General features: G+C 65.0%; 22 protein-coding genes. 14 read left to right on the forward strand and 8 right to left on the reverse strand.

What is annotated here, in order from left to right; translation table 11 throughout:
• Positions 1-40 precede the first annotated feature (40 nt).
• The 5 genes from CIK75_RS11565 to CIK75_RS11585 all read left to right on the forward strand — a co-directional run bounded on the left by CIK75_RS11565 (position 41) and on the right by CIK75_RS11585 (position 4,275).
• The gene (locus CIK75_RS11565) at positions 41-1,000 is read left to right on the forward strand and encodes a sugar ABC transporter permease (RefSeq protein ID WP_096224328.1); all 960 of its coding nucleotides are present in this window, start codon (positions 41-43) and stop codon (positions 998-1,000) included.
• The gene (locus CIK75_RS11570; RefSeq protein ID WP_096224329.1) at positions 1,000-1,842 is read left to right on the forward strand and encodes a carbohydrate ABC transporter permease; all 843 of its coding nucleotides are present in this window, start codon (positions 1,000-1,002) and stop codon (positions 1,840-1,842) included. The genes CIK75_RS11565 and CIK75_RS11570 overlap by 1 nt, the downstream gene beginning before the upstream one ends.
• A gap of 31 nt (positions 1,843-1,873) precedes the next feature.
• Entirely contained in the window at positions 1,874-3,130 is a 1,257-nt protein-coding gene (ugpC, locus tag CIK75_RS11575; protein ID WP_096224330.1) for a sn-glycerol-3-phosphate ABC transporter ATP-binding protein UgpC, read from the forward strand.
• 136 nt (positions 3,131-3,266) lie between these two features.
• Positions 3,267-3,560, forward strand: a complete 294-nt coding sequence (locus tag CIK75_RS11580) for a hypothetical protein (protein WP_087000199.1) — start codon at positions 3,267-3,269, stop codon at positions 3,558-3,560.
• Between the two features lie 88 nt (positions 3,561-3,648).
• Entirely contained in the window at positions 3,649-4,275 is a 627-nt protein-coding gene (locus CIK75_RS11585; RefSeq protein WP_096224331.1) for an FMN reductase, read from the forward strand.
• A 144-nt stretch (positions 4,276-4,419) separates the two neighbouring features.
• Here the strand turns inward: CIK75_RS11585 and CIK75_RS11590 are convergent, their stop codons facing one another.
• Positions 4,420-4,617, reverse strand: coding sequence for a CsbD family protein (locus tag CIK75_RS11590; protein ID WP_087000203.1), 198 nt, complete (start codon positions 4,615-4,617; stop codon positions 4,420-4,422).
• A 339-nt stretch (positions 4,618-4,956) separates the two neighbouring features.
• On the opposite strand from CIK75_RS11590, the gene hpaH reads away from it, so the two are divergent.
• The 3 genes from hpaH to CIK75_RS11605 all read left to right on the forward strand — a co-directional run bounded on the left by hpaH (position 4,957) and on the right by CIK75_RS11605 (position 7,990).
• Positions 4,957-5,742 carry a 2-oxo-hept-4-ene-1,7-dioate hydratase gene (gene hpaH, locus CIK75_RS11595; RefSeq protein WP_087000223.1) on the forward strand — a complete coding sequence of 262 codons (786 nt, stop codon included), beginning with the start codon at positions 4,957-4,959 and terminating at the stop codon, positions 5,740-5,742.
• Positions 5,727-6,536 carry an aldolase/citrate lyase family protein gene (locus CIK75_RS11600; RefSeq protein WP_096224332.1) on the forward strand — a complete coding sequence of 270 codons (810 nt, stop codon included), beginning with the start codon at positions 5,727-5,729 and terminating at the stop codon, positions 6,534-6,536. Before hpaH ends, CIK75_RS11600 begins: the two co-directional genes overlap by 16 nt.
• 167 nt (positions 6,537-6,703) lie before the next feature.
• Positions 6,704-7,990: a DUF6350 family protein gene (locus CIK75_RS11605; RefSeq protein ID WP_096224438.1), complete on the forward strand. Its 1,287-nt coding sequence runs from the start codon at positions 6,704-6,706 to the stop codon at positions 7,988-7,990.
• A gap of 14 nt (positions 7,991-8,004) precedes the next feature.
• On the opposite strand, the gene CIK75_RS11610 is transcribed toward CIK75_RS11605, so the two are convergent.
• Positions 8,005-8,559 carry a DinB family protein gene (locus CIK75_RS11610; RefSeq protein ID WP_096224333.1) on the reverse strand — a complete coding sequence of 185 codons (555 nt, stop codon included), beginning with the start codon at positions 8,557-8,559 and terminating at the stop codon, positions 8,005-8,007.
• A complete protein-coding gene (locus tag CIK75_RS11615; RefSeq protein WP_096224334.1) occupies positions 8,556-8,960 on the reverse strand; it encodes a hypothetical protein in 405 nt (134 codons plus the stop codon). Before CIK75_RS11615 ends, CIK75_RS11610 begins: the two co-directional genes overlap by 4 nt.
• 44 nt (positions 8,961-9,004) lie before the next feature.
• Between CIK75_RS11615 and purN the strand changes: the two genes are divergently transcribed.
• Positions 9,005-9,577, forward strand: coding sequence for a phosphoribosylglycinamide formyltransferase (purN, locus tag CIK75_RS11620; protein ID WP_096224335.1), 573 nt, complete (start codon positions 9,005-9,007; stop codon positions 9,575-9,577).
• Positions 9,578-9,654: 77 nt separating this feature from the next.
• Here the strand turns inward: purN and CIK75_RS11625 are convergent, their stop codons facing one another.
• From CIK75_RS11625 to CIK75_RS11635, 3 genes are all read right to left on the reverse strand, one after another.
• Positions 9,655-9,891, reverse strand: a complete 237-nt coding sequence (locus CIK75_RS11625) for a hypothetical protein (protein ID WP_087000215.1) — start codon at positions 9,889-9,891, stop codon at positions 9,655-9,657.
• On the reverse strand, positions 9,888-11,222 hold the full coding sequence (locus tag CIK75_RS11630) for a S8 family serine peptidase (RefSeq protein WP_096224336.1): 1,335 nt from the start codon (positions 11,220-11,222) through the stop codon (positions 9,888-9,890). The genes CIK75_RS11625 and CIK75_RS11630 overlap by 4 nt, the downstream gene beginning before the upstream one ends.
• Positions 11,223-11,336: 114 nt before the next feature.
• Positions 11,337-12,686, reverse strand: coding sequence for an MFS transporter (locus CIK75_RS11635; RefSeq protein ID WP_096224337.1), 1,350 nt, complete (start codon positions 12,684-12,686; stop codon positions 11,337-11,339).
• 211 nt (positions 12,687-12,897) lie between these two features.
• On the opposite strand from CIK75_RS11635, the gene CIK75_RS11640 reads away from it, so the two are divergent.
• The 3 genes from CIK75_RS11640 (at position 12,898) to purH (ending at position 16,719) form a co-directional block, all read left to right on the forward strand.
• Complete coding sequence (locus CIK75_RS11640) at positions 12,898-14,169, forward strand: Nramp family divalent metal transporter (RefSeq protein WP_096224338.1); 1,272 nt, start codon at positions 12,898-12,900, stop codon at positions 14,167-14,169.
• Positions 14,170-14,321: 152 nt separating this feature from the next.
• Complete coding sequence (locus tag CIK75_RS11645; protein ID WP_158225961.1) at positions 14,322-14,990, forward strand: DUF4303 domain-containing protein; 669 nt, start codon at positions 14,322-14,324, stop codon at positions 14,988-14,990.
• A gap of 61 nt (positions 14,991-15,051) precedes the next feature.
• On the forward strand, positions 15,052-16,719 hold the full coding sequence (gene purH / locus CIK75_RS11650) for a bifunctional phosphoribosylaminoimidazolecarboxamide formyltransferase/IMP cyclohydrolase (protein WP_096224339.1): 1,668 nt from the start codon (positions 15,052-15,054) through the stop codon (positions 16,717-16,719).
• A 295-nt stretch (positions 16,720-17,014) separates the two neighbouring features.
• Here the strand turns inward: purH and CIK75_RS11655 are convergent, their stop codons facing one another.
• A complete protein-coding gene (locus tag CIK75_RS11655; RefSeq protein WP_096224340.1) occupies positions 17,015-18,214 on the reverse strand; it encodes an IS110 family transposase in 1,200 nt (399 codons plus the stop codon).
• 276 nt (positions 18,215-18,490) lie between these two features.
• Between CIK75_RS11655 and CIK75_RS11660 the strand changes: the two genes are divergently transcribed.
• Both CIK75_RS11660 and CIK75_RS11665 read left to right on the forward strand, forming a co-directional pair.
• Positions 18,491-18,754: a hypothetical protein gene (locus CIK75_RS11660; protein ID WP_096224341.1), complete on the forward strand. Its 264-nt coding sequence runs from the start codon at positions 18,491-18,493 to the stop codon at positions 18,752-18,754.
• Positions 18,755-18,794: 40 nt separating this feature from the next.
• Entirely contained in the window at positions 18,795-19,061 is a 267-nt protein-coding gene (locus CIK75_RS11665; protein ID WP_086999398.1) for a hypothetical protein, read from the forward strand.
• On the opposite strand, the gene CIK75_RS11670 is transcribed toward CIK75_RS11665, so the two are convergent.
• The gene (locus CIK75_RS11670) at positions 19,058-19,993 is read right to left on the reverse strand and encodes a BadF/BadG/BcrA/BcrD ATPase family protein (protein WP_158225962.1); all 936 of its coding nucleotides are present in this window, start codon (positions 19,991-19,993) and stop codon (positions 19,058-19,060) included. The genes CIK75_RS11665 and CIK75_RS11670 overlap by 4 nt on opposite strands.
• Between the last annotated feature and the right edge of the window lie 11 nt (positions 19,994-20,004).

Consider the following 20,004-nt stretch of genomic DNA (forward strand, 5'->3'; position numbering starts at 1 on the left):
AAAGCATCAACGGTCCCAACCAGTTCCGGGAGGAGGCGAGATGAGTACCCCCGTGCAGACCAAACCCGGCGGGCGACGGCGTGCCGACACCGGCGTCGTCCTCTCCGAACGACGCCGGGCCGAACGCCGTCTGGGCTGGATGTTGGCCGGTCCCGCCTTCGTGGTCATGCTCATGGTCACGCTGTATCCGATCCTCCAAGCCGTCTGGGATTCCCTCTTCAATTTCCGGCTCACCGCGCCGGGGGACAAGAGCTTCATCGGGCTGCAGAACTACGGGGTCATCCTCACCGACCCGGTGTTCTTGAGGGACCTGGGTGTCACCTCGCTGATCACGGTCATCACCGTCGTGGTGGAACTGATCCTGGGCTTTGCGCTCGCGCTGGTGATGCATAAGGCGCTGAAGTCGGTCCGCGGGTTCGTCCGCACCGCCATCCTCGTTCCCTACGGCATCATCACCGTCGTTTCGGCCTTCGCCTGGTTCTACGCCTTCGACATCAACTCAGGGTTCATCAACCACTGGTTCAACTGGCTTCCCGGAATCAGCGAAGACACCAACTGGTTTGCCGGGACGTGGTCGGCACTGTTCGTGATCATGGCCTCGGAAATCTGGAAGACCACCCCGTTCATCTCGCTGCTGCTCTTGGCGGGTCTGGCCCAGGTCCCCGATGAGCTCACCGAAGCCGCGGAAGTTGACGGGGCCACCTGGTGGCAGCGGATGCAGCGGGTGATTCTGCCGAATATGAAGGCGGCGATCATGGTCGCAGTGCTCTTCAGGGCGCTGGACGCCTTCAGAATTTTCGACAACGTCTACATCATGACCAACGGCGCCTATGGCACCGAAGTGCTCTCGCTGTTGGCTTATCGCACCTCGATTGGACGACTGGAGATCGGACTGGGTTCGGCGATCTCGGTCCTGCTGTTCCTGTGTGTGCTGATCATCTGCTTCGTGGCAATCAAGCTGTTCAAGGTTGACCTCGCCGGAAACCAGGGAGGCAAGTGATGAAGAAGACCACGACGAAAACCCGGCTCATCTGGGCCGGCATCACGTTGGTCGTCGCCGTCTACGCCCTGTTCCCGGTGTTTTCGATCCTTGCGACCTCCTTCAAGGAGCCCAGTGACCTCTCCAACGGCAAACTGTTGCCGACCAACTGGTCGGGGGTCAACTACGAACAGATTCTCGTCGGTGACGCCCAAGGGCTGTTCCTGACCTCGCTGCGCAACTCGATCGGCATCACGCTGATCTCCACGGCGATCGCCGTCGTGTTGGCCACCCTCTGTGCCTACGCGATTGCCCGGTTGGACTTCCCGGGCAAGAAAATGGTGCTCACCACCGCGCTGGCCGTCTCGATCTTCCCGGTCATTTCCATCGTCACCCCGCTGTTCAACGTCTGGCGCACCATCGGGCTGTATGACACCTGGCTCGGCTTGATCATCCCCTACCTGTCACTGACCTTGCCGATCTCCATCTGGACGCTGGCGGCCTTCTTCCGGCAGATCCCCTGGGAGCTGGAACAAGCAGCCCAGGTCGACGGGGCCACCGCTTGGCAGGCTTTCCGCAAGGCGATCGTCCCGCTGGCGGCCCCCGGGGTCTTCACCACGGCGATCATCGCCTTCTTCATCGCCTGGAACGACTTCGTCTACGGCATCTCGCTGACCTCCACCGAGGCGGCGAGACCGGTTCCGGCGGCCCTGGCGTTCTTCACCGGCGCCTCCCAATTCGAATCACCCACCGGCGCGATTTCCGCTGCCGCGATCATCGTCACCATCCCGGTGGTGCTCCTGGTGCTGGGCTTCCAGCGGCAGATCGTCTCAGGCCTGACCCAGGGCGCAGTCAAGGGCTGAGGCCCTGATCCGAGAAAGCAGAGGACAACCCATGGCATCGATTACGTTGAAGAACCTGGTCAAGAAGTACGACGACGGGTTCCCGGCAGTGAACGACATCTCCATCGACATCGCCGATGGGGAGTTCGTGATCCTGGTCGGTCCGTCAGGCTGCGGCAAGTCCACGTTGCTGCGCATGATCGTCGGCCTCGAGGACATCACCAGTGGTGACCTGTACATCGACGATCAGCGGGTCAACGACATGGCCCCCCGCGACCGACACCTGGCCATGGTCTTCCAGAACTACGCCCTCTACCCGCACCTGACCGTCTTCGAAAACATCGCCTTCCCGCTCCGGCTGGCCAAGGGCAAATTCACGGAGGACGACGTCCAGGAACGGGTACGGGCAGCGGCCCTGACCCTGGAACTGACCGACCATCTCGATCGCAAACCCGGCAACCTCTCGGGTGGGCAGCGCCAACGCGTAGCCATGGGCCGGGCCATCGTGCGCCAGGCCGATGCCTTCCTCTTCGATGAACCGTTGTCGAACCTGGACGCGAAGCTGCGCGGCCAGATGCGGGCGGAGATCTCCCAGATGCAGCGGCGCCTGGCCACCACGAGTGTCTATGTCACCCACGACCAGACCGAGGCCATGACCCTGGGCGACCGGGTGGCTGTGCTGAAGAAGGGCGAATTGCAACAAATCGCCTCACCGCGCGAACTCTACGAACAGCCCGCGAACATCTTCGTGGCCGGGTTCATCGGCAGCCCGTCGATGAACTTCCTGCCGGCCACCGTCGAAGGCAATGTGCTCAAGACCGCTATCGGGGATTTCGAGGTCCCGCAGGCGACGGCTGCCACGGCCGCCGGCAAGGACGTGGTGCTCGTGGGCATCCGTCCCGAGTATTTTGAGGATGCCTCCCTGGTGGAGGAAACCAAGTTGGTCCACGGCAACGCGTTCAGCGCCGAACTGACCCACACCGAATGGTTGGGCAACGAACAATACGGGTACATCGACTTCGATCCATCACCCGAGGTCAAGGACATGCTCGATTCCCTGGCCCGCGATCTGGATGCCGACGAATTGCGCCCGCAGGTGGTGGTCACCCTGGACGCGGCGAGCCGGATCCGTGGGGGACGGGTCTCCGAACTCTGGCTCGATACCCGCCGGTTGCACGTCTTCGATCCCGCGACAGGGGAGAACCTGACCCGTGATGCCGAGGCCGGTGCGGCGTTGACCGAGGAGGCCAACCAAGAACGGGCCGAAGAAATCGAACGGGCCACCCAGGACGCCGCCGACGCCGGCTGACCGCAAACGCTCCACCCCCGCCGGCCCCGCTCGAGGGGCCGGCGGGGCCTCCCTTGTGGACCGGGAGTTTCCGGCCTACCGTGGAAGTACCCATTCGGCTCGTCCGGGGCCGAATCGGCTTTCGAAGGAGAGGGTCATGGGGTTCACACATACGGTTCCAACTGGAGGCCGTCGGCAACGCGGCACCACCGCTGATTTCCGTGTCCGAGGTGGCGCGATGGCTACCGGCGGACTACTGGTCCTGATGATCTGCGCGCTGCTGAACGCGGCAGTCCTGGGCAATGCGGATACCGGAGGTTCGCTCGGTTTCGGCCTGCTGATCGGCATGTACATGCTGGCCTATGGCATTGTGAAACGGCTGAGCCTGAGCTTCCCGCCGCGTCCAGGGGCTAGCACCGGAAACTCACGCGAACATCATCCGGCCGACTAGCTGAGGCGCTGCCCGGAGGAATACTCCTGCCACGTCCATGGTTCTATCTGCGCAGGCAGAGAATCAACTTCAGTGGCAGGAGGCCCTCATGGGCGCATCGATCGTCGTCGTTTCTGGTGGACTAGGAGTTCCCTCTTCGTCGCGGATGCTCGGTGATCAGTTGGCCAGATCCACGGTCGCCGCCCTGGCTGGCGACGGAATCGACACAGAGGTTTCCGTCATCGAGCTACGCGAGTTGGGCGTGGATATCGCCAAGGCCATGGTCTCCGGATGGGTTTCCCCTGATGTGGCGAAGGCGATTGAGCAGGTGGGCTCGGCCGACGCCTTGATTGCCGTCAGTCCCGTGTTCACCGCCTCGGTCAGCGGCCTATTCAAATCCTTCCTCGACGTCCTTGATCCCACCATCCTGGACGATAAGCCCGTCCTGTTGGCCGCCACGGGAGGTTCCTCACGGCATTCGATGGTGATCGACTATGTCATGCGTCCCATCTTCGGCTACCTGAGGGCCAACACCATGCCCACCGCGGTCTTCGCTGCCCCCGGGGACTGGGGTCACGGCAGTGGGACCGGAGCATTGGCAGAGCGCTCCGACCGGGCAGGTGCCGAACTGGCCAGGGCGTTGGGAGGCCGACATGGCGTCTCGGCGGCACACCGGAACCCGCTGGAATCGCTGCCGTTCGAACAGCTGCTCGCCGATATCCGGCCCGAAACCTAAAAATCCGCAGACGCGCGTGAGGGGCGGACCAATCGGTCCGCCCCTCACGTCCATTCAACCGCTAACGCCAGGCACGCCCACGTTCCAAGACCCCCTCAAGGGAAGATGCCGTGAGCCAATCCAGCGCCGCCGTCGTGCTTTGATTTACTTGTCGGTGAAGCCGTCCTTGACGTCCTTCGCGGCATCCTTGACGTGCTCGCCTGCCTGTTTGGCGCCGGCGCTGGCCTGATCGCCCACGCCTTCTGCCTGCATGCCTTCGTCGTCAGTGGCCTTGCCAAATGTTTCCTTGGCCTTGCCCGAGAGCTCCTCGGCCTTATTGGACATCTTGTCTCCCAAACCCATTGCGCATTCCTCTCATCGGTTTTGCTTAGGTAGCGACTCCGTGGAGTCGTGGTGCCGGCCGACGACTTCAAGGCCGTGCACCTGCCTTCCACGTTAACGCCGTGCAACGGATACGTCTAGCTGCGGGGGCCTGCGAAAGTGCTCTGCGCTCGAGGTTTCGGGGGTGGGTCGCCGCCATGGTGCGGATGCAGGAATTTGGGGCACGATGGAAGTCGGGATATGACGTCCGTCACGCGGTGGATCGTATACGATGTCTGCAGGATGTGGGTGGACGGCATCACGTGCCCATCACCGTCCCGCAGCCCCTCCGCCCGACAGGATCAGGAAGGTTTTTCCGACATGCTCAACGATGAGACCATCACTTCCATCGCCGACGAATTGGTCGAGGCCGGCCGCAGCCGCACCCCGGTCAAGCGGCTGACCTCGCGGTATCCGGAGATGACCATCGAGGATTCCTACCGGGTCCAGAACTTATGGCGCGAACGTCATGAAGCCGCCGGGAGACGCCTGGCGGGCCGCAAGATCGGCCTCACCTCACGGGCCATGCAGGCCGCCACCGGGATCACCGAACCCGACTACGGGATCATCTTCGATGACATGGTGTTGGAGAACGCCTCGAGCATCGAATGGAAGCAGTACACCCATCCGCGCGTCGAAGTGGAGTTGGCCTTTGTCCTCAAGGAGGACATCACCGGCCCCAACGCCACGATCTTCGACGTGCTGCGTGCCACCGAATACGTCACCCCCGCCCTGGAGATCCTGGATTCACGGATCGAAATGGAGGGGCGGACGATTGTGGACACCATCAGCGATAACGCCGCTATGGGCGCCATGGTTCTGGGCGGACGCCCCGTCGCCCCCGACGCAGTGGATCTGCGCTGGGTTGCGGCGATCCTGTACAAGAACCACGTCGTCGAGGAGACTGGCGTCGCCGCCGGGGTGCTGAACCACCCGGCTTCCGGGGTGCATTGGCTGGCCAATAAGATTGCCCCGCACGGTGACGGCCTCAAGGCGGGTGAAATCATCCTGGCCGGTTCCTTCACCCGCCCGATGTGGGTCAATGAGGGAGACACCGTCTTCGCCGACTATGGAGAGCTGGGAACGATTACATGTCATTTCGCGTAGAGCCCGATCCGTCCTTCAAGGACGTGCTGGCCACGGCCGACCGTCCGCTGGCCGGCATATGGATCTGTTCGGCATCGCCCGTGGTGGCAGAGATCTGCGCCGGCGCCGGATTCGATTGGGTGTTCATCGACGCCGAACATTCACCGAATTCGCCCGAAACGGTGTTGGCCCAGCTCCAGGCGGTGCGCGGCTACCCCGTCATCCCGGTGGTCCGTCCGGCGGTGAACGACACGGTGCTGATCAAGCAGTACCTCGACATCGGAGCCCAGACACTGATCATCCCGATGGTGCATACCGTTGAAGAGGCCCAGGCAGCCGTGGCAGCCGTGAGGTATCCGCCCCGAGGGGTTCGTGGTGTCGGATCCGCGCTGGCCCGTTCGGCGCGGTGGAACCGGATCCCCGGCTATCTCGAGCGCGCCTCGGATACGATCACGCTGATCGTCCAAATCGAATCTGCCGAAGCGGTGGCCAATGCGGCGCAGATCGCTGAGGTCGAAGGCGTCGACGGGATCTTCATCGGACCCTCCGACCTGGCAGCGTCGATGGGCCTGATCGGCCAACAAGGTCACCGCCGGGTCGTGGAGGCCGTTGATGCCACGATGGCCCGGGTGAAGGCCGCCGGAAAATTCGTGGGGGTCAACGCCTTCGGGGAGAAAGCGGCGCTGCGCTATATGGATACCGGGGCCGACTTTGTGGGGGTCGGAGCCGATGTGGCGGTGCTTGCCCGCGGGACCGAGGCGCTGGCCGGGAAGTTCGTTCCGGAGTCGAAAGCCTCCGCCCCGGACAGCTACTGATTCGGGTTCCGGCACCCTGGCGTCGTCGCACTCTTCAGCCCGGGTCGCGTCGCTCGCCCGGATCGGGGGCGCCAAGTGGCACGATTGAGACGATGAAAAAAGACCAGCAGTCCGGGGACGGCCCGGAGAAGGCGCGGGTTCCACGGGAGGCGCGTGGTCGGGAAGCCATGGCCTCTTGGCGGGAGTCGTTCAGCGAAGGCCTGCCGATGCCGCTGTGGCTTCAAGGAGCCCTCGAGTTTATCCAGTGCGCCTTCCTCTCGGCAGTGCTGGTGGTGGTGCCGTTGGTGGGCGTCTGGTTTGCTGGCGGCTTCGCCGAACGGACCTTGGACTCCGTGTTCAGGATGTGCGGCCAAGTCTGGTTGCTGATCCACGGTGTTCCCTTGCAGCTGTCGCTGGCGGGGGACGCATCCCCGATCGTCTCCACGGGGATGCTCACCATCATCCCCTTGGGCTTGACCCTCATCCCGTTCTTCCTGGCCTGGCGTTCGGGCCGGCGCATCGCCAGGGCCTCCTATACCGACCAGCTCTGGCAAGGCATCGCCGGGGCGTTGGGTGCCTACCTGCTGGTGGGACTGATCACCGGTTTCGCGGTGCCCACCGAAGAGGTCGAGGTGAACCTGGGGGCCGCGGCACTGATCCCGTTGCTCCCCGCCGGGCTCGGCGTCGTGATCGGGGCGCGGCGCGAAGCCGGGTCGTGGGGGCGGCTCATCGGCGTGGACTTCGTCGAATGGATCGCCGCCACCAGCCAGCATTCACGGTGGGCCGGTTCCTACCTCTGGTCGGTTATTCGGGCCGGACTGCTCGGCTATGTGGCGGCCTTCGCCCTGGCGGCGCTGGCCTTGACCGTGACTTTGGGGATGCACTGGCTCGACATCTCCAATATCTACCAGCAACTCCAGCCGGGACCGGTCGGCGGTTCGGTGCTGACCATCGCCCAGCTGGGCATGATGCCCAACCTGGCCCTCTGGGCCCTGGCCTGGATCAGCGGCGGCGGCATCACCCTGGGCGTCGGAAGCACCCTGGGACCCCTGAGCACCGCCGTCGGACCGCTACCGGCGATACCGTTCCTCGGGGCCTTGCCGGCGGGGGACCTCGGACCGGCGTGGGCGTTTATGCTGCTACCCGTTGTGGCCGGCATCCTGGCCGGCTGGTGGTTCCTCCGCGAAGGGGAGAACCACTTCGAAGACTGGCTCTCGATGCGGCTGAACGCCCGCTGGCTGTCCTTGGCCCTGTCCACCGTGCTGTTGGGGCTGTTCATCGGCGTCACGACCGGTGTGGTCTCCCTGGCCGGAAGCTGGCTGGCCGGCGGTTCGCTGGGCATCGGCCGCCTGACCGAGTTGGGCCCCAACCTGTGGATGACCGCCGTGCTGCTGGCCGGAGAGGTAGGCCTCGGAGTCATCATCGGCTATCTGGTGGCCCCGCTGCTAGAACGTGATCCGGTGTTGGAGGACTAACCCTTCAGCGGTCCTCAGCCGTTCACATCATGCAGATGATGGGCAATATCATGCCAGGTGTACCGGGCCAGGGTCTCGACCGTGAACGCGGCACCGTTGCCGCGCAGGCCGGTGCGGTTCAGATCCCGTTTCAGGACCGAATCAAAGGCATCGGCGAGGCCACGGCCCGCAGCAGCGAGCTGGGTGGAGATGACCTGGGCTGACTGATGGGCATAGCCGTCCTCCAGGGCGGTAGCATCCTGATCCCAGTCGGGGAACGTCGGACCATCCTGGGCATGCATCAGATCCAGCCGGTAATGCATCACCTTGAACACGTCGCGCACATGCGCAGCATATTCCAGCGGGCTCCAGACGGCCGGCTCGGGGCGCACGGCAACGTCTTCACGGTGCAGAACCGTCGCCCACCGGGGCAGACAGGTCCGCAAGGCGATGGCGATGTCCTGGGGGCTTAGCGCCGAAACGTCTGTCCCGCATTCGGGGCAGGCCCGCTCGATCGTCCAGGTCCAGTCCTTGGTGTCGGGGGCTGGTTGGCTGTGGTGATCCGGTGTGGGTGAGGACTGGCTGGTCATGATCCGATCACTCCTTGGAGGGTGGACAGTTTCTGGTCGTAATCGTGTTTGCACTGGGCCTGGGAACGCTCGGTGACCGTATCGGCCATGCACTGCTCATAGTCGGCTGTTGGCTGGTAAAAGATGACCTGGGTTGAGGTCGAAACCGTGAACAGCAGGCAAGCCACGGTGGCCAACGGCAGCGTGATCCGGAGTACGCCGGGCAGCTTGCGTCGGAAGACCTTCACCGAAGCGACGATGCCGGCCACGATGCCGGCCACCCCGAAGGCCACCGAAGCAATCTTCCAGGGCAGGACCACAGAGGAGAGAAGGTAGGAGAACAAAACAAAGAGCACGACGGCTCGGATCCATCCGCTCACGGCGGCAAGACGCTGTGCAACGTCCTCTTCTGGTGCGGGCATGCCAATAGCCTAGTCCGGTCCGCCGAAGCACCTAAACTGGTGGCATGCGCATTGTGATCCTCGTATCCGGTACCGGCTCCAACCTCCAAGCAGTGATCGACGCGGTCCAGAGCGGGCAGCTGGACGTGGAGATCGCCGCTGTCGGTGCGGACCGTAGCGGAACCGGGGGAGTTCAGCGTTCCGCCGCCGCAGGGATCGACACCTTCGAAGTGCCGTTCAAGGACTACACCGACCGTGCCGCCTGGAACCACGACCTCACGGTGAAATGCCGGTCCTACGCCCCGGACTATGTGGTGTCCTCGGGGTTCATGCGCATCGTCGGGGAAGAGTTCATCAACGCCTTTGAGGGGACCTACCTCAACACCCATCCTGCCCTGCTGCCAGCCTTCCCCGGCGCCCACGGGGTCCGTGACGCCCTGGCCTACGGGGTGAAGGTCACCGGGTGTACGGTGCATATCGCCGATACCGGAGTCGATACCGGTCCCATTCTGGCCCAACGCGCCGTGGAGGTCCGCGCAGAGGACACCGAGGACACCCTGCACGAGCGGATCAAGGTCGCCGAACGCACCCTCCTCATCGAAACGCTGGCGTCCTTGGCAGCCCGCCCAGGAAGCTGAGACCTTCCCCGGGGCGGCAGTGGGGTGAAGGAGCGGCCCCGCCACCTTCCCCGGTGGCGGGACCACGTGTTGACCGGCTACTGGAGGCCGGAGTCCGGGTCAGGTAGGTGGTAGATCTGTTCGGCGGTGACGGAGGCGACGCCACCGATGGCTTCCAGCCCGGCCAAACGCTCCGGCGCTATGGTGCCGGTGACCATCGCCAAGGTCGGGAGCACCCGTTCGACGGTCATCCCCGCGGTGGCCAATTGCTCGGCGACTTCGGCCGACCTCTCGGCATAGGGTTCGGTCAGTGTCACGGTCACGCGTTGGCTCATCGGGGGAGGGTTTCCGATGAGGCCGGGGTCCCTGCCTCGTCCTCGTCTACGGGGGCTTCCGGCTGCGGGGCCCGGACCAGCCCGGCCCCGACATCCGCGGACGCCGCGTCCAAACGTTCGCAACCCTGCACCAGTTCGGCCCAGAGCTCCCGGCCCCGCAGACCGGTGGAGGCTGCCAGAACTGCGGCGACGCCGGCAGCATGAGGGGTAGCCATGCTGGTTCCGCTGATCGTGTTGTACCGCTGGGGCATGGGCCACGAGGAATACACCTCGACACCGGGACCGGCGACGTCGACCTGCCCACCCTCATTGGCCCCGGAGCGGGCCGAGAAATCGGCGATGGCCAGCTGCTGATCGACGGCGCCCACGGCCATGATGTAGGGGCTGTTGGCGGGGGTCCCCACGAATCCGGGGTTTCCGGCGGAGCGTTCGGCATTATTGCCGGCAGCAGCGATGATCAGTGTGCCCCGGGCCAGCGCCCGCTTTCCTGCGGCCACATAGGGCGGATGGACCTCGGCGACATCGGCGCCCAGCGACAGGGAGATCACGGCGCAGCCCTGGGAGATGGCCCAATCGATCCCCGCCAGGATTCCCGCATCGCCACCAGAGCCCGAAGCGCCCAAGACCTTTCCGGCATAGATCTCCGCGGCGTAGGCCACCCCGTATCCGGGGCCGGTATCGGGGGTGCGCGGCCCGCAGGAGGTCCCGATGCAGTGGGTGCCATGTCCGTGCCCGTCCTGGGCATCCTCGCCGTCGACAAAGGATTCAACGACGACGGCCCGCCCCGCGAAATCTGGATGGCCGGCATCGAAGCCGGTGTCCAAGACGGCGACCTTGATGCCCTCCCCTGAGGCTTCGGAGGTCGCGGCGCCGGTGGCCTGCAAACCCCACGTGAATTCGGCGGTATCAGCGAAGCCGTCGGCCGGTGCCTGGCGGGCGGAACCGGGGGCTGTGGGGGAAAGGTCCCCAGCTGCCGTCTCGGAGCGGTGCCGTCCGCTCGGGCCCGGTTCGAGGATGTGGTGGATCAGCTCCGGGTAGTAGTGCATGCCCCGCTGGGTTGCGGCCGAACTGACCCGCAAGCTCTCCAGCTGGGCGTCCTCCGCGGCGACGACGGCCATGCCCAGTTCGGCGAAGTACGTTCCTTGCCCTTGCCGGGCAGCTTCCGCCCGCTCCGCGGAGGTGGACAGTGCCGCCAGGTCACGGGTGTCCGCCACCCGGGTCATGCCTCCGGTGGCCAGCAGGTCCATGGGGTCCGGATCATCCTCGTCGAACACCACGATGAATCGGCCGGTGTGCTGCCCGGACTGGCCGGAAAAATCCGGATCCAACATCTGTTGCCTCCACTGATCGCGACCGGGGACCCGCCCCGTTCATCGGGGCATGGCCCCATTACGGTCAGTGTAGCTGCGCCCTGCTGGGGTGGGAATGGTCTGTGGGGCAGGGCTTCAGCGCAGGACGGCGCCCCGGGTTTCCGGGGCGCGCAGCGCCATCCAGATGACAGCCAGGAGGACCAGCCCGCCGGCCACGAGGAAGGAATTGGCCAGCCCGACGACCGGCCACAACCAGGCAAAGAGCAGTGGTCCGAAACCGGCACCGAGTCGGCTGAAGGAAGAGGCCCAGCCGAATCCGGATCCGCGCAGTTCGGTCGGGTAGAGCTCGGAGACATAGGTGTACAGCACCGGGATGGCGATCTGGATGATGAACCCGAAGACCAGCAGCCAGGCCACGGCCAGATGCGGTTGGGACAGGGAGAGGGCAACGAGGACCAAGACGAGGGCGGCCAAGGGCCCGGTGATTCCGAGCAGCCATTTGCGGCCGACCCGTTCGACGAGCACAGCAGCCAGCACCACGCCGGCCAGGCCGACGGCTGCCATGCCAGCGGTGCTGAACAGGGCAGCCGATTCACCCATACCTGCCTCGAGGAGAATCGAGGGCATCCAGGTCAGCGCCAGATAGTAGACGAGCAAGACGGAGAGGAAGAGCGACCACGCGATGGCCGTGATGTGCCAGTTGAAGGCCCAGACCCGGCGTAGCTGGTCGAACCATGCTCCGGCGGATAACCGTGGCACCGAACTCGCCGAGGGCAGCGTATAGGGCTCGACGATCGCCCCGGTGCGGCGGACCAGGCCGTCAATCACCCGGGAGGCCTCACGCTGGCGGCCCGCCCGGACCAGGAAGAGCGGGGATTCAGGGACCGAACGACGGATCCAGAAGACCAACAAGGCCGGCAGGACCATGACCAAGAGGATCAACCGCCAGTTCCCTGTACCGGCCTGGATGACCGCCGAAACGAAGAAGGCCGCGGCGGCACCGACCGGCCACCACCCGTCCATGGCGGTCAAGACCCTCCCGCGGTGCCGGGCAGGGGTGAATTCGCCGACGAGGGCATAGTCCACGGGGATGCAGCCACCCAGGCCCAGACCTGCGAGGAACCTGCAGGCGGCAAAGAAGACGAAGTTCGGGGACAGCGCCCCGGCCACCGTGAAGATGGAAAAGATCAGCAGGGTCCAGGTGAAGGCTTTGCGCCGACCGACCCGGTCCGCAATGGTGCCCCAGAGGAAGGCGCCCAGGGCCATGCCGATCAAATTGGCGGTACCCAGCCAGGCCGCCGTCGTGCGTTCCAGCCCCCATTCCTGCATGACCAAAGGGATGAGGGCGCCATTGAGGGTGACATCCCAGGCATCGAACATGAAGCCGAGCCCGCCGATGATGAAGATCTTGCCTTGGACACCCCACCGCCAGGGGAGTCGTTGGACGATTTCGTCGCCGGAGGCCAGGGTGCGGTACTCGTTCATGGGTGGGCGGGTCCTCGGGGGATGGGGCCGGTCAGATGGGGGGTGGATGTACTCCAGCCTCCGGCCGGACCACCCGGATCCTAGATTAGCCGGTGCGCCGCGGACGGGCTGGACGACATGGCTATCACCTTTGCAGTGCTGGCCCTACAGTAGGTGTGAACTGCAGCACGACAGGCGCTCCGGACGGGGCGCCCGAAGGGACGGCGCCGCCATGGCAGAAGATACGACGGGCCATGAAAACGAGCTCGCATCACCCAAGAAGTGGAAGGTCATCGGACCGGGGCTGATCGTGGCCGCCACCGGCGTGGGGGCCGCCGATATGGTCGCCACCCTGGTGGCCGGTTCCAAATTCGGTTATGGGCTGTTGTGGGCGCTGGTCGTCGGCGTCATCCTGAAGATCGTCCTGGTGGAGGGGGCCGGACGTTATTCCTTGGCCTCGGGCAAGACGATCTTCGAGGGCTGGCGTTCACTGGGGCGGTGGCCCGTCTGGTATTTCGGTCCCTACATCATCATTTGGGGATTCATCTATGGCGCCTCGGCCATGGCCTCAACGGCGCTGCCGTTGGCCGCGCTGTTCCCCGGAGTGCCACAAATCGTCTTCGCCATCGGCACCGGCCTGGCAGGTTTGCTCTTGGTGTGGTTCAACAGGTATTCGGTCTTCGAGAAGATCACTGCCGTCCTGGTCGGACTGATGTTCGTCACGATCGTCGGGCTGGCCATCATCGCGGTTCCAGACGTTCCGGCCATGCTCGCCGGGCTGGTTCCGCGTCTGCCCCCGGGGTCGGTGCTCTACACGCTCGCGCTCGCCGGTGGAGTCGGTGGCACGATCACCTTGGCGGCCTACGGTTACTGGTTGCGTGAGAAGGGCTGGGTCAAGCCCGGATGGATGCGGGTGATGCGGCTGGATAACACCATGGCCTATGTCATCACCGGGACTTTCGTGATCGCCATGATGATCGTCGGCGCCGAGGTCGTTGCTGCTGCAGGAGTGACCCTCGATGCCAATGACAAGGGCCTGCTGGACCTGAGCGATGTGCTCAAGGACAAGTACGGGGATTTCATCGGCGCCGCCTTCTTGGTGGGCTTTTTCGCAGCGGCCTTCTCCTCGGTCATGGGTGTCTGGAACGGCGTCTCACTGATGTTCGCCGATTTCTGGGGCAATATCCGCGGGAAGGGATCCGACCACCCCGATTCCCAAGCCCACGGAAAGTACTTCCGTTTCTACCTGTTGTGGCTGACCTTCCCGCCGATGCTCCTGCTGCTGATCGGCAAACCGATCGCCCTGGTCTTGGCGTACGGCGTCCTGGGCGCGATGTTCATGCCTTTCCTGGCCATCACCTTGTTGCCGCTGCTGAACACCCACCGGGTGCCCAAGGAATGGCGGAACCGCTGGCACACCAACACCGCCTTGGTGATTTGTGCCGTGCTGTTCATCTGGCTCGGAGTCTACAAATTGGTCACCACGATCATGGATTTCTTCTAGGGCCCAACCGGCGGGTCTTCCCCAGGCCATCCCAGCCAAAAAAGCAAGGCCTTATCAGCCGCGCCTCACGGGGGTAGGCTCTGGTCATGGGAGTGGATTGGACGGCTTTGGAAGAGGCAATCCGGCGATCGGCATTGCGACAGGCACGGGACGTGATCGAGCATCACCCGGACCACGTGTTCTATGCCCTAGCGCTTTCGGGGGTCTCCACCGATCCTGCCGAGCCCATCGAGCTGCCGGTGCTGGCCCTGAACTCCGAACAGGCGTTGGACCGCGACGGCGACTCCGTCGAGGAGGACTTCGGTGGCGGCGACGAGCCCGAGGAAGTGGAAGAGGACGGGGACGGTCCTGACCCCCTCAACATCGGCGATGACCCTTCCGACGACGCGCAGGATTCCACCGACGACTCGGAAGAGGATACCGAGAACGACGACGATGCCGACGGGTTCGACGTCGACGGGGAACTAGCCCAGCTTGAGGCGGAGGGCGAAGCCGCCGAATCCGGGGCCAGCTACTACTCGGCACGGTGGAATCCGCCCGAATGGCACTGGTGCTCGATGGAACTCTTTGACGAGTCAGCTGCCGAGCTATGGCGCGAGGCGCTGACCCGGGTCGCCGAATCAAACGGCTGGGAAGAGACGATCCGACGGTATTACGAGCTGCTGCTCGCGGTCATCGACGACCTGCGGGTGGAACTGGCCCACGGACCCAACGCCGATATCGTCGCCTACGTCGCCGATGACGATCATGCTGACGCGCTGCTGCGCAGAAGCCTGACGCCCGAGCAGCTTTCGCGTCATTTCCCCGACCTCGTCTCCTAAAGCCAGGCCGCGGGCCGGTAGGGTTGGAAGCGCCCCAACCCATGATTCCCGGGAGTTCCTTGTGAGCCAGACCGTCCTTGACCGTGTTCCTCTTCGCCGTGCACTGATTTCCGTCTACGACAAGACGGGACTCGAAGACCTCGCCCGTGGCCTCCATGCCGCGGGCGTTTCCCTCGTGTCCACCGGCTCGACCGCGAAGAAGATCGCTGCCGCCGGTGTCCCGGTGACGGAGGTATCTGAGGTCACCGGATTCCAGGAATGCTTGGACGGGCGGGTGAAGACCCTGCACCCACGGGTGCACGCAGGCATCCTGGCCGACCGCCGTCTGCCCGAGCATATGGATCAGCTGACCGATATGGGCATCGAACCCTTCGACCTGGTCGTGGTGAACCTCTACCCGTTCGTGGACACCGTCGCCTCCGGTGCCGGTCAGGACGACGTCGTGGAACAGATCGACATCGGTGGCCCCTCCATGGTCCGTGCCGCAGCGAAGAACCACCCCTCCGTCGCCGTCGTCGTGGATCCTTCGAGCTACGGAGACGTCGTCTCGGCAGCCCAAGGAGGAGGCTTCGACCTGAAAACCCGCCGGCGCCTGGCCGCACTGGCCTTCGCCCATACTGCCGCCTACGATAACGCCGTCGCCAGCTGGACGGCAGCCCAATTTGGCGATGACGAAGCCCCGGCCAAATTCCCTCCCTACGCCGGAGTCGCCCTGGAACGGGCGGAGAGCCTGCGTTACGGGGAGAACCCCCACCAGGCTGCTGCCCTCTATGTCGACCCGGCAGCGCCGGCCGGCATCGCCCAGGCAGAACAGCTGCACGGCAAGGCCATGAGCTACAACAACTTCACTGACGCCGACGCTGCCCTGCGGGCGGCCTTCGACTTCGCCGAGCCGGCGGTGGCAGTGGTCAAGCACGCCAACCCCTGCGGCGTCGCCGTGGCCTCCGCCAACGCCGCCGACCCGATCGCCGATGCGCACCGCAAGGCCCACTCCTGCGACCCGGTCTCCGCGTACGGGGGAGTCATCGCCGCGAACCGAACCGTCACGGCGGGGATGGCCCACACCATCAAGTCCATTTTCACCGAGGTCGTGATTGCCCCCGGCTTCGAGCCCGAAGCGTTGGAGATCCTCAGCGCCAAGAAGAACATCCGGCTGCTGCAATTGCCGGCCGGGTACGAACGGGACGACGTCGAGTACCAGCAGATTTCGGGCGGCATGCTCCTGCAGGCCTCGGACCGGATCGACGCCGCCGGCGACGACCCGGCGAACTGGACACTGGCTGCCGGCCCCGCAGCCGACGCGGCCACGCTGGCCGATCTGAACTTCGCCTGGAGAGCCATCCGCGCCGCGAAGTCCAACGCCATCCTGCTCGCCAGTGGCGGGGCCACCGTCGGCGTCGGCATGGGCCAGGTCAACCGGGTGGACTCCTGCAAGTTGGCCGTGGAACGCGCGAACACCCTGGGGGTAGCCGTCGAATCGGATGTCGATGCCGCCGGAGGTGCCTCGGGAACCGCCGCCGGCGCCCTGTCACCCGAACGGGCTCGCGGGGCCGTGGCCGCCTCCGACGCCTTCTTCCCCTTCGCCGATGGGTTGCAGATCCTGCTCGACGCCGGGGTCAAGGCAGTCGTTCATCCCGGCGGTTCAATCCGTGACGAGGAAGTCGTCGCTGCGGCCAATGCCGCGGGGATCACCATGTACTTCACCGGGGCCAGGCACTTCTTCCACTAGGAACCGCAGCAACACCGTCAGCAGATCGCCAGCGGCCGGCCCCTCGAGCCAGGGGACCGGCCGCTGCCGTATCCGGGGAGGTATCCCGCCCGAAATCATCCTCGATGGGGATGCCCCGTTCGCTCCTGAGACGTACGCTGAAATGAACGCAGACCCGAGGGGGGTGCCCCTATCTGCTTCGTCAAGGGTCGAGCCGGAAAGACCTGAATAATCGTTGCGAGAATTTTCGGGCATGGCGATGCCGGCCGGGTGATTGGGACGGATGCTCCTGGTGCGCGGCGGTGGATTGCGGGTTTCAGGCTGCCAAGGCCACGTGTTTCTGGTAGATGGTTCCGTCGCGGAGCATTGCGAACAGGACGTTGCAGCGTCGTCTGGCCAGGGCGATGAGGGCCTGGTTGTGTTTCTTTCCCTCGGCGCGTTTGCGGTCGTAGTAGGTCCTCGATATCGGGTCGTGCAGCGAGGCGAACGCGGATAGAAACAGGGCCCGTTTGAGGACCTTGTTGCCCTTGCGCGAGGGGTGGTCCCCGCGGATCGAGGTGCCCGAGCGCCACGTGACCGGGGCCAGCCCGGCGTAGGAGGCGAGGTGTCCGGCGGTCTGGAAGTCTTTGCCAACGACCTCGGTGAGGATCCTGGCCTCGGTCCTGACGCCGACCGCCGGTAGGGACGTCAGGAGGATGTGAAGAGGGTGGGCCTCCACGAGTAGCTCGACCTGGGCCAGGACCTCGGTGCGGGCAGTCCGGGTCTGGACCAGCGAACGGGCCAGCTGGGGCAGCACGATGCCGGCCGCGTTGGTACCCGAGACCACGACGGTCTGCTCGTCCAAGGCGGCGAACACCTCGGCGGCCCAGCGCTTCCCGGCCCGTGGGGCGTGCTTGCGCAACAGGGCCTCGACCCTGGTCTTACCGGCCTTGCGCAAGGCTGCAGGATTCGGGTATTTCGCCAACAGCTCGGGCATCGCCTGGTGGTCCAGATGTACGCCGATAACCCGTTCCAAGGCGGGGTGGATCTGGGTCAACAGGCCGCGGATTCGGTTGCTGGTCGCGGTGGCCTGCTTGGCCAGGTCGTCATCAAAACCGCAGAGCATCGCCAGCTCGGCGACCTCTTCGTCTGCGACCTGGATCGAGCGCAGCGTGTGCGGCATGGTGCGGGCGGCTTCGGCGATGATGTACGCGTCGCGCGCATCGGTTTTGGCTTCCCCGGGATGTAAGTCCGCGATGCGGCGCATCGCCAGTCCGGGCAGGTAACCCACCATGATCCCGGCGGCCTGGGCCACCGCGACGGGCAGGGCACCGATGGTCGCGGGCTGGTCCACGACTAACAGTGCCCGGCCATGGCGGGACAGTGAGGTGATGATGGCCTTGAGCTTGGCCTCGTCCTGGGGGAGGGCCTTGTCCAGGAGTTTCTTGCCTGACCGATCCAGAGCGACGGCGTGGTGGTTGGATTTTCCGACGTCGACGCCGATGAAAACATCGACTGTTTCGTGTTCGGGGATCATCGTCTTGCCTTCCTTGGAGCATGGTTTCCAACGGGTGGGACGGTGCTGGCTTGTCCTTCGGCTCCAAGGCTCGGCATCCACGTTACGGCCGATATTGGCGGTGGTTCCCCGTCTGCATCCGGCCCCTATTAGCGATTTCCCAGGTGCCTATCGGACCCCGGTGACAACACCCCCCGGACCATTGAAGACTGGGGGCAGGAATCAATGCCGGGGCCGACAGGCCAGCAACCCCAATACTTGCTCATTTAGGGGCTACTAAAAAGGTAACGGGGCATCATGTTCAGCATCACTGCAGCAGGATTAGCAGCAGCAGAAGCGAACGGAAACGACACGGGCAATCTCGTCGTCGGACTAGTGGTCGGGGCCATCATCGTCCTGTGCGCCGCCGGATGGTTTCTGCGACGCTACCTGGTGGCACGCCGCCCGGCAGCCAGCCGTGAAGAACACGAGAGGCTCCGTGAAATGAACGGGGTCCGCCCCGAACAGAAGGTCGTCAACGACCAGACGACCGTGCGGCCGGTCCGCCGCGGGGGCATCTAGCCAGGTCCGGAAGGGCCAGCGCAACAACAGCTGGGGGAAGATGTTCATCACTATTGCCAGTGGCCTGCTGGCTGCTGCAGAAACCACCGGAGAAGAGTCAGCGAACTTGGCCCTGGGCCTGCTCATTGGTGCTGTGGGTCTGGTCGGCGGCATCTGGTGGGTCGTGCACCGTTTCCGGGCAGCACGGCGTCCTGCGGCCAGTCGTGCCGAGCACGAGATGCTGCGTGAAATCAACGCGGTGCGGCCGGAGCAAAGAGCCGTCCAGCGGGAGCGCCCCCGGGTACGCCTGCGCCGGAGCGGATTCTAGCTCCGGGCCGTCAACACCTGGTGCGCCAGCGCCGAATCCGGGGTGAGGAACGGCAACAGTGCGGCCCCCTGGAGTGAGGTAGCCGCCGGCTCGCGCACCTGCAGATGCGGCCACAGCCCGGCCAGCCGGGAAATGAGTTGGCTGCGGACCCGTTCCCCCCGAAGGACCCCACCCAAAAAGCAGACGGCAGGGGACTCGGCCTGGTCCTCGCCCACCCGGCGCAACCCGGTGGCCACCGCCAAGGCCAATTCCTGGGCCGCATCATCACAAATACGGCGGGCCATCGCGTCGGTCTCGGCCAGCCGGGCCACCGCGGCGGCGTAGGAGGCGGTGCGGCTGACGCGGTCAGGGTCGCGTTGGAGTTCAACGTAGGCCTGGGGCAGATCAGGGAAGTCGGCACGCATCACCTCGGTGAGTGCCGTGGCGGGGCCACGGCCGTCGAAATCACGCATCACCGCGTCGAAGGCCGCTCGGCCCATCCAATACCCGCTTCCGGCGTCACCCATGATGTAGCCCCAACCATCGATGCGCACCACCTGGGTGGCCCCCACGGCTAGGGTCACCGCGCCGGTGCCTGCGGCGATGACGGCGCCGGGGGAGTCCCCCAACGCGCCGAGGTAGGAACTGACCGAGTCGTGGGCGATGTGTACCGAGGTCACTCCGTAGCCGGTGGTGGCCGCGAGCAGGGCCGGAGCCAAGCCTTCGCCATCGGTGAGCCCCGATAAACCTGCGGAGACCGTCAGGAAATCGTGGCCCGAGGCTTCATGGGCCCGGGCGACCACATCGGCGATTTGGGGGGCCAACGACCGGTCGGTGAGGATGCCCCTGAATTCCAGAACCTGGTGGTCGGGACGGGCCATGCCATCTGCCTGGACTATTTGGGCACGGATGCCCGTTTGTCCGCCATCAATCGCCAATGCCGCCTCGGGCATGTATGCCGTCC

Source organism: Glutamicibacter sp. BW78, assembly GCF_002332245.1.
In the GTDB taxonomy this organism is placed as follows: domain Bacteria; phylum Actinomycetota; class Actinomycetes; order Actinomycetales; family Micrococcaceae; genus Arthrobacter_H; species Arthrobacter_H rhombi_A.

Coding starts and splice junctions, on each gene's coding strand:
- CIK75_RS11565 (WP_096224328.1), top strand. CDS start 41: ATGAGTACCCCCGTGCAGACCAAACCCGGCGGGCGACGGCGTGCCGAC.
- CIK75_RS11570 (WP_096224329.1), top strand. CDS start 1,000: ATGAAGAAGACCACGACGAAAACCCGGCTCATCTGGGCCGGCATCACG.
- ugpC (WP_096224330.1), top strand. CDS start 1,874: ATGGCATCGATTACGTTGAAGAACCTGGTCAAGAAGTACGACGACGGG.
- CIK75_RS11580 (WP_087000199.1), top strand. CDS start 3,267: ATGGGGTTCACACATACGGTTCCAACTGGAGGCCGTCGGCAACGCGGC.
- CIK75_RS11585 (WP_096224331.1), top strand. CDS start 3,649: ATGGGCGCATCGATCGTCGTCGTTTCTGGTGGACTAGGAGTTCCCTCT.
- CIK75_RS11590 (WP_087000203.1), bottom strand. CDS start 4,617: ATGGGTTTGGGAGACAAGATGTCCAATAAGGCCGAGGAGCTCTCGGGC.
- hpaH (WP_087000223.1), top strand. CDS start 4,957: ATGCTCAACGATGAGACCATCACTTCCATCGCCGACGAATTGGTCGAG.
- CIK75_RS11600 (WP_096224332.1), top strand. CDS start 5,727: ATGTCATTTCGCGTAGAGCCCGATCCGTCCTTCAAGGACGTGCTGGCC.
- CIK75_RS11605 (WP_096224438.1), top strand. CDS start 6,704: ATGGCCTCTTGGCGGGAGTCGTTCAGCGAAGGCCTGCCGATGCCGCTG.
- CIK75_RS11610 (WP_096224333.1), bottom strand. CDS start 8,559: ATGACCAGCCAGTCCTCACCCACACCGGATCACCACAGCCAACCAGCC.
- CIK75_RS11615 (WP_096224334.1), bottom strand. CDS start 8,960: ATGCCCGCACCAGAAGAGGACGTTGCACAGCGTCTTGCCGCCGTGAGC.
- purN (WP_096224335.1), top strand. CDS start 9,005: ATGCGCATTGTGATCCTCGTATCCGGTACCGGCTCCAACCTCCAAGCA.
- CIK75_RS11625 (WP_087000215.1), bottom strand. CDS start 9,891: ATGAGCCAACGCGTGACCGTGACACTGACCGAACCCTATGCCGAGAGG.
- CIK75_RS11630 (WP_096224336.1), bottom strand. CDS start 11,222: ATGTTGGATCCGGATTTTTCCGGCCAGTCCGGGCAGCACACCGGCCGA.
- CIK75_RS11635 (WP_096224337.1), bottom strand. CDS start 12,686: ATGAACGAGTACCGCACCCTGGCCTCCGGCGACGAAATCGTCCAACGA.
- CIK75_RS11640 (WP_096224338.1), top strand. CDS start 12,898: ATGGCAGAAGATACGACGGGCCATGAAAACGAGCTCGCATCACCCAAG.
- CIK75_RS11655 (WP_096224340.1), bottom strand. CDS start 18,214: ATGATCCCCGAACACGAAACAGTCGATGTTTTCATCGGCGTCGACGTC.
- CIK75_RS11660 (WP_096224341.1), top strand. CDS start 18,491: ATGTTCAGCATCACTGCAGCAGGATTAGCAGCAGCAGAAGCGAACGGA.
- CIK75_RS11665 (WP_086999398.1), top strand. CDS start 18,795: ATGTTCATCACTATTGCCAGTGGCCTGCTGGCTGCTGCAGAAACCACC.
- CIK75_RS11670 (WP_158225962.1), bottom strand. CDS start 19,993: ATGCCCGAGGCGGCATTGGCGATTGATGGCGGACAAACGGGCATCCGT.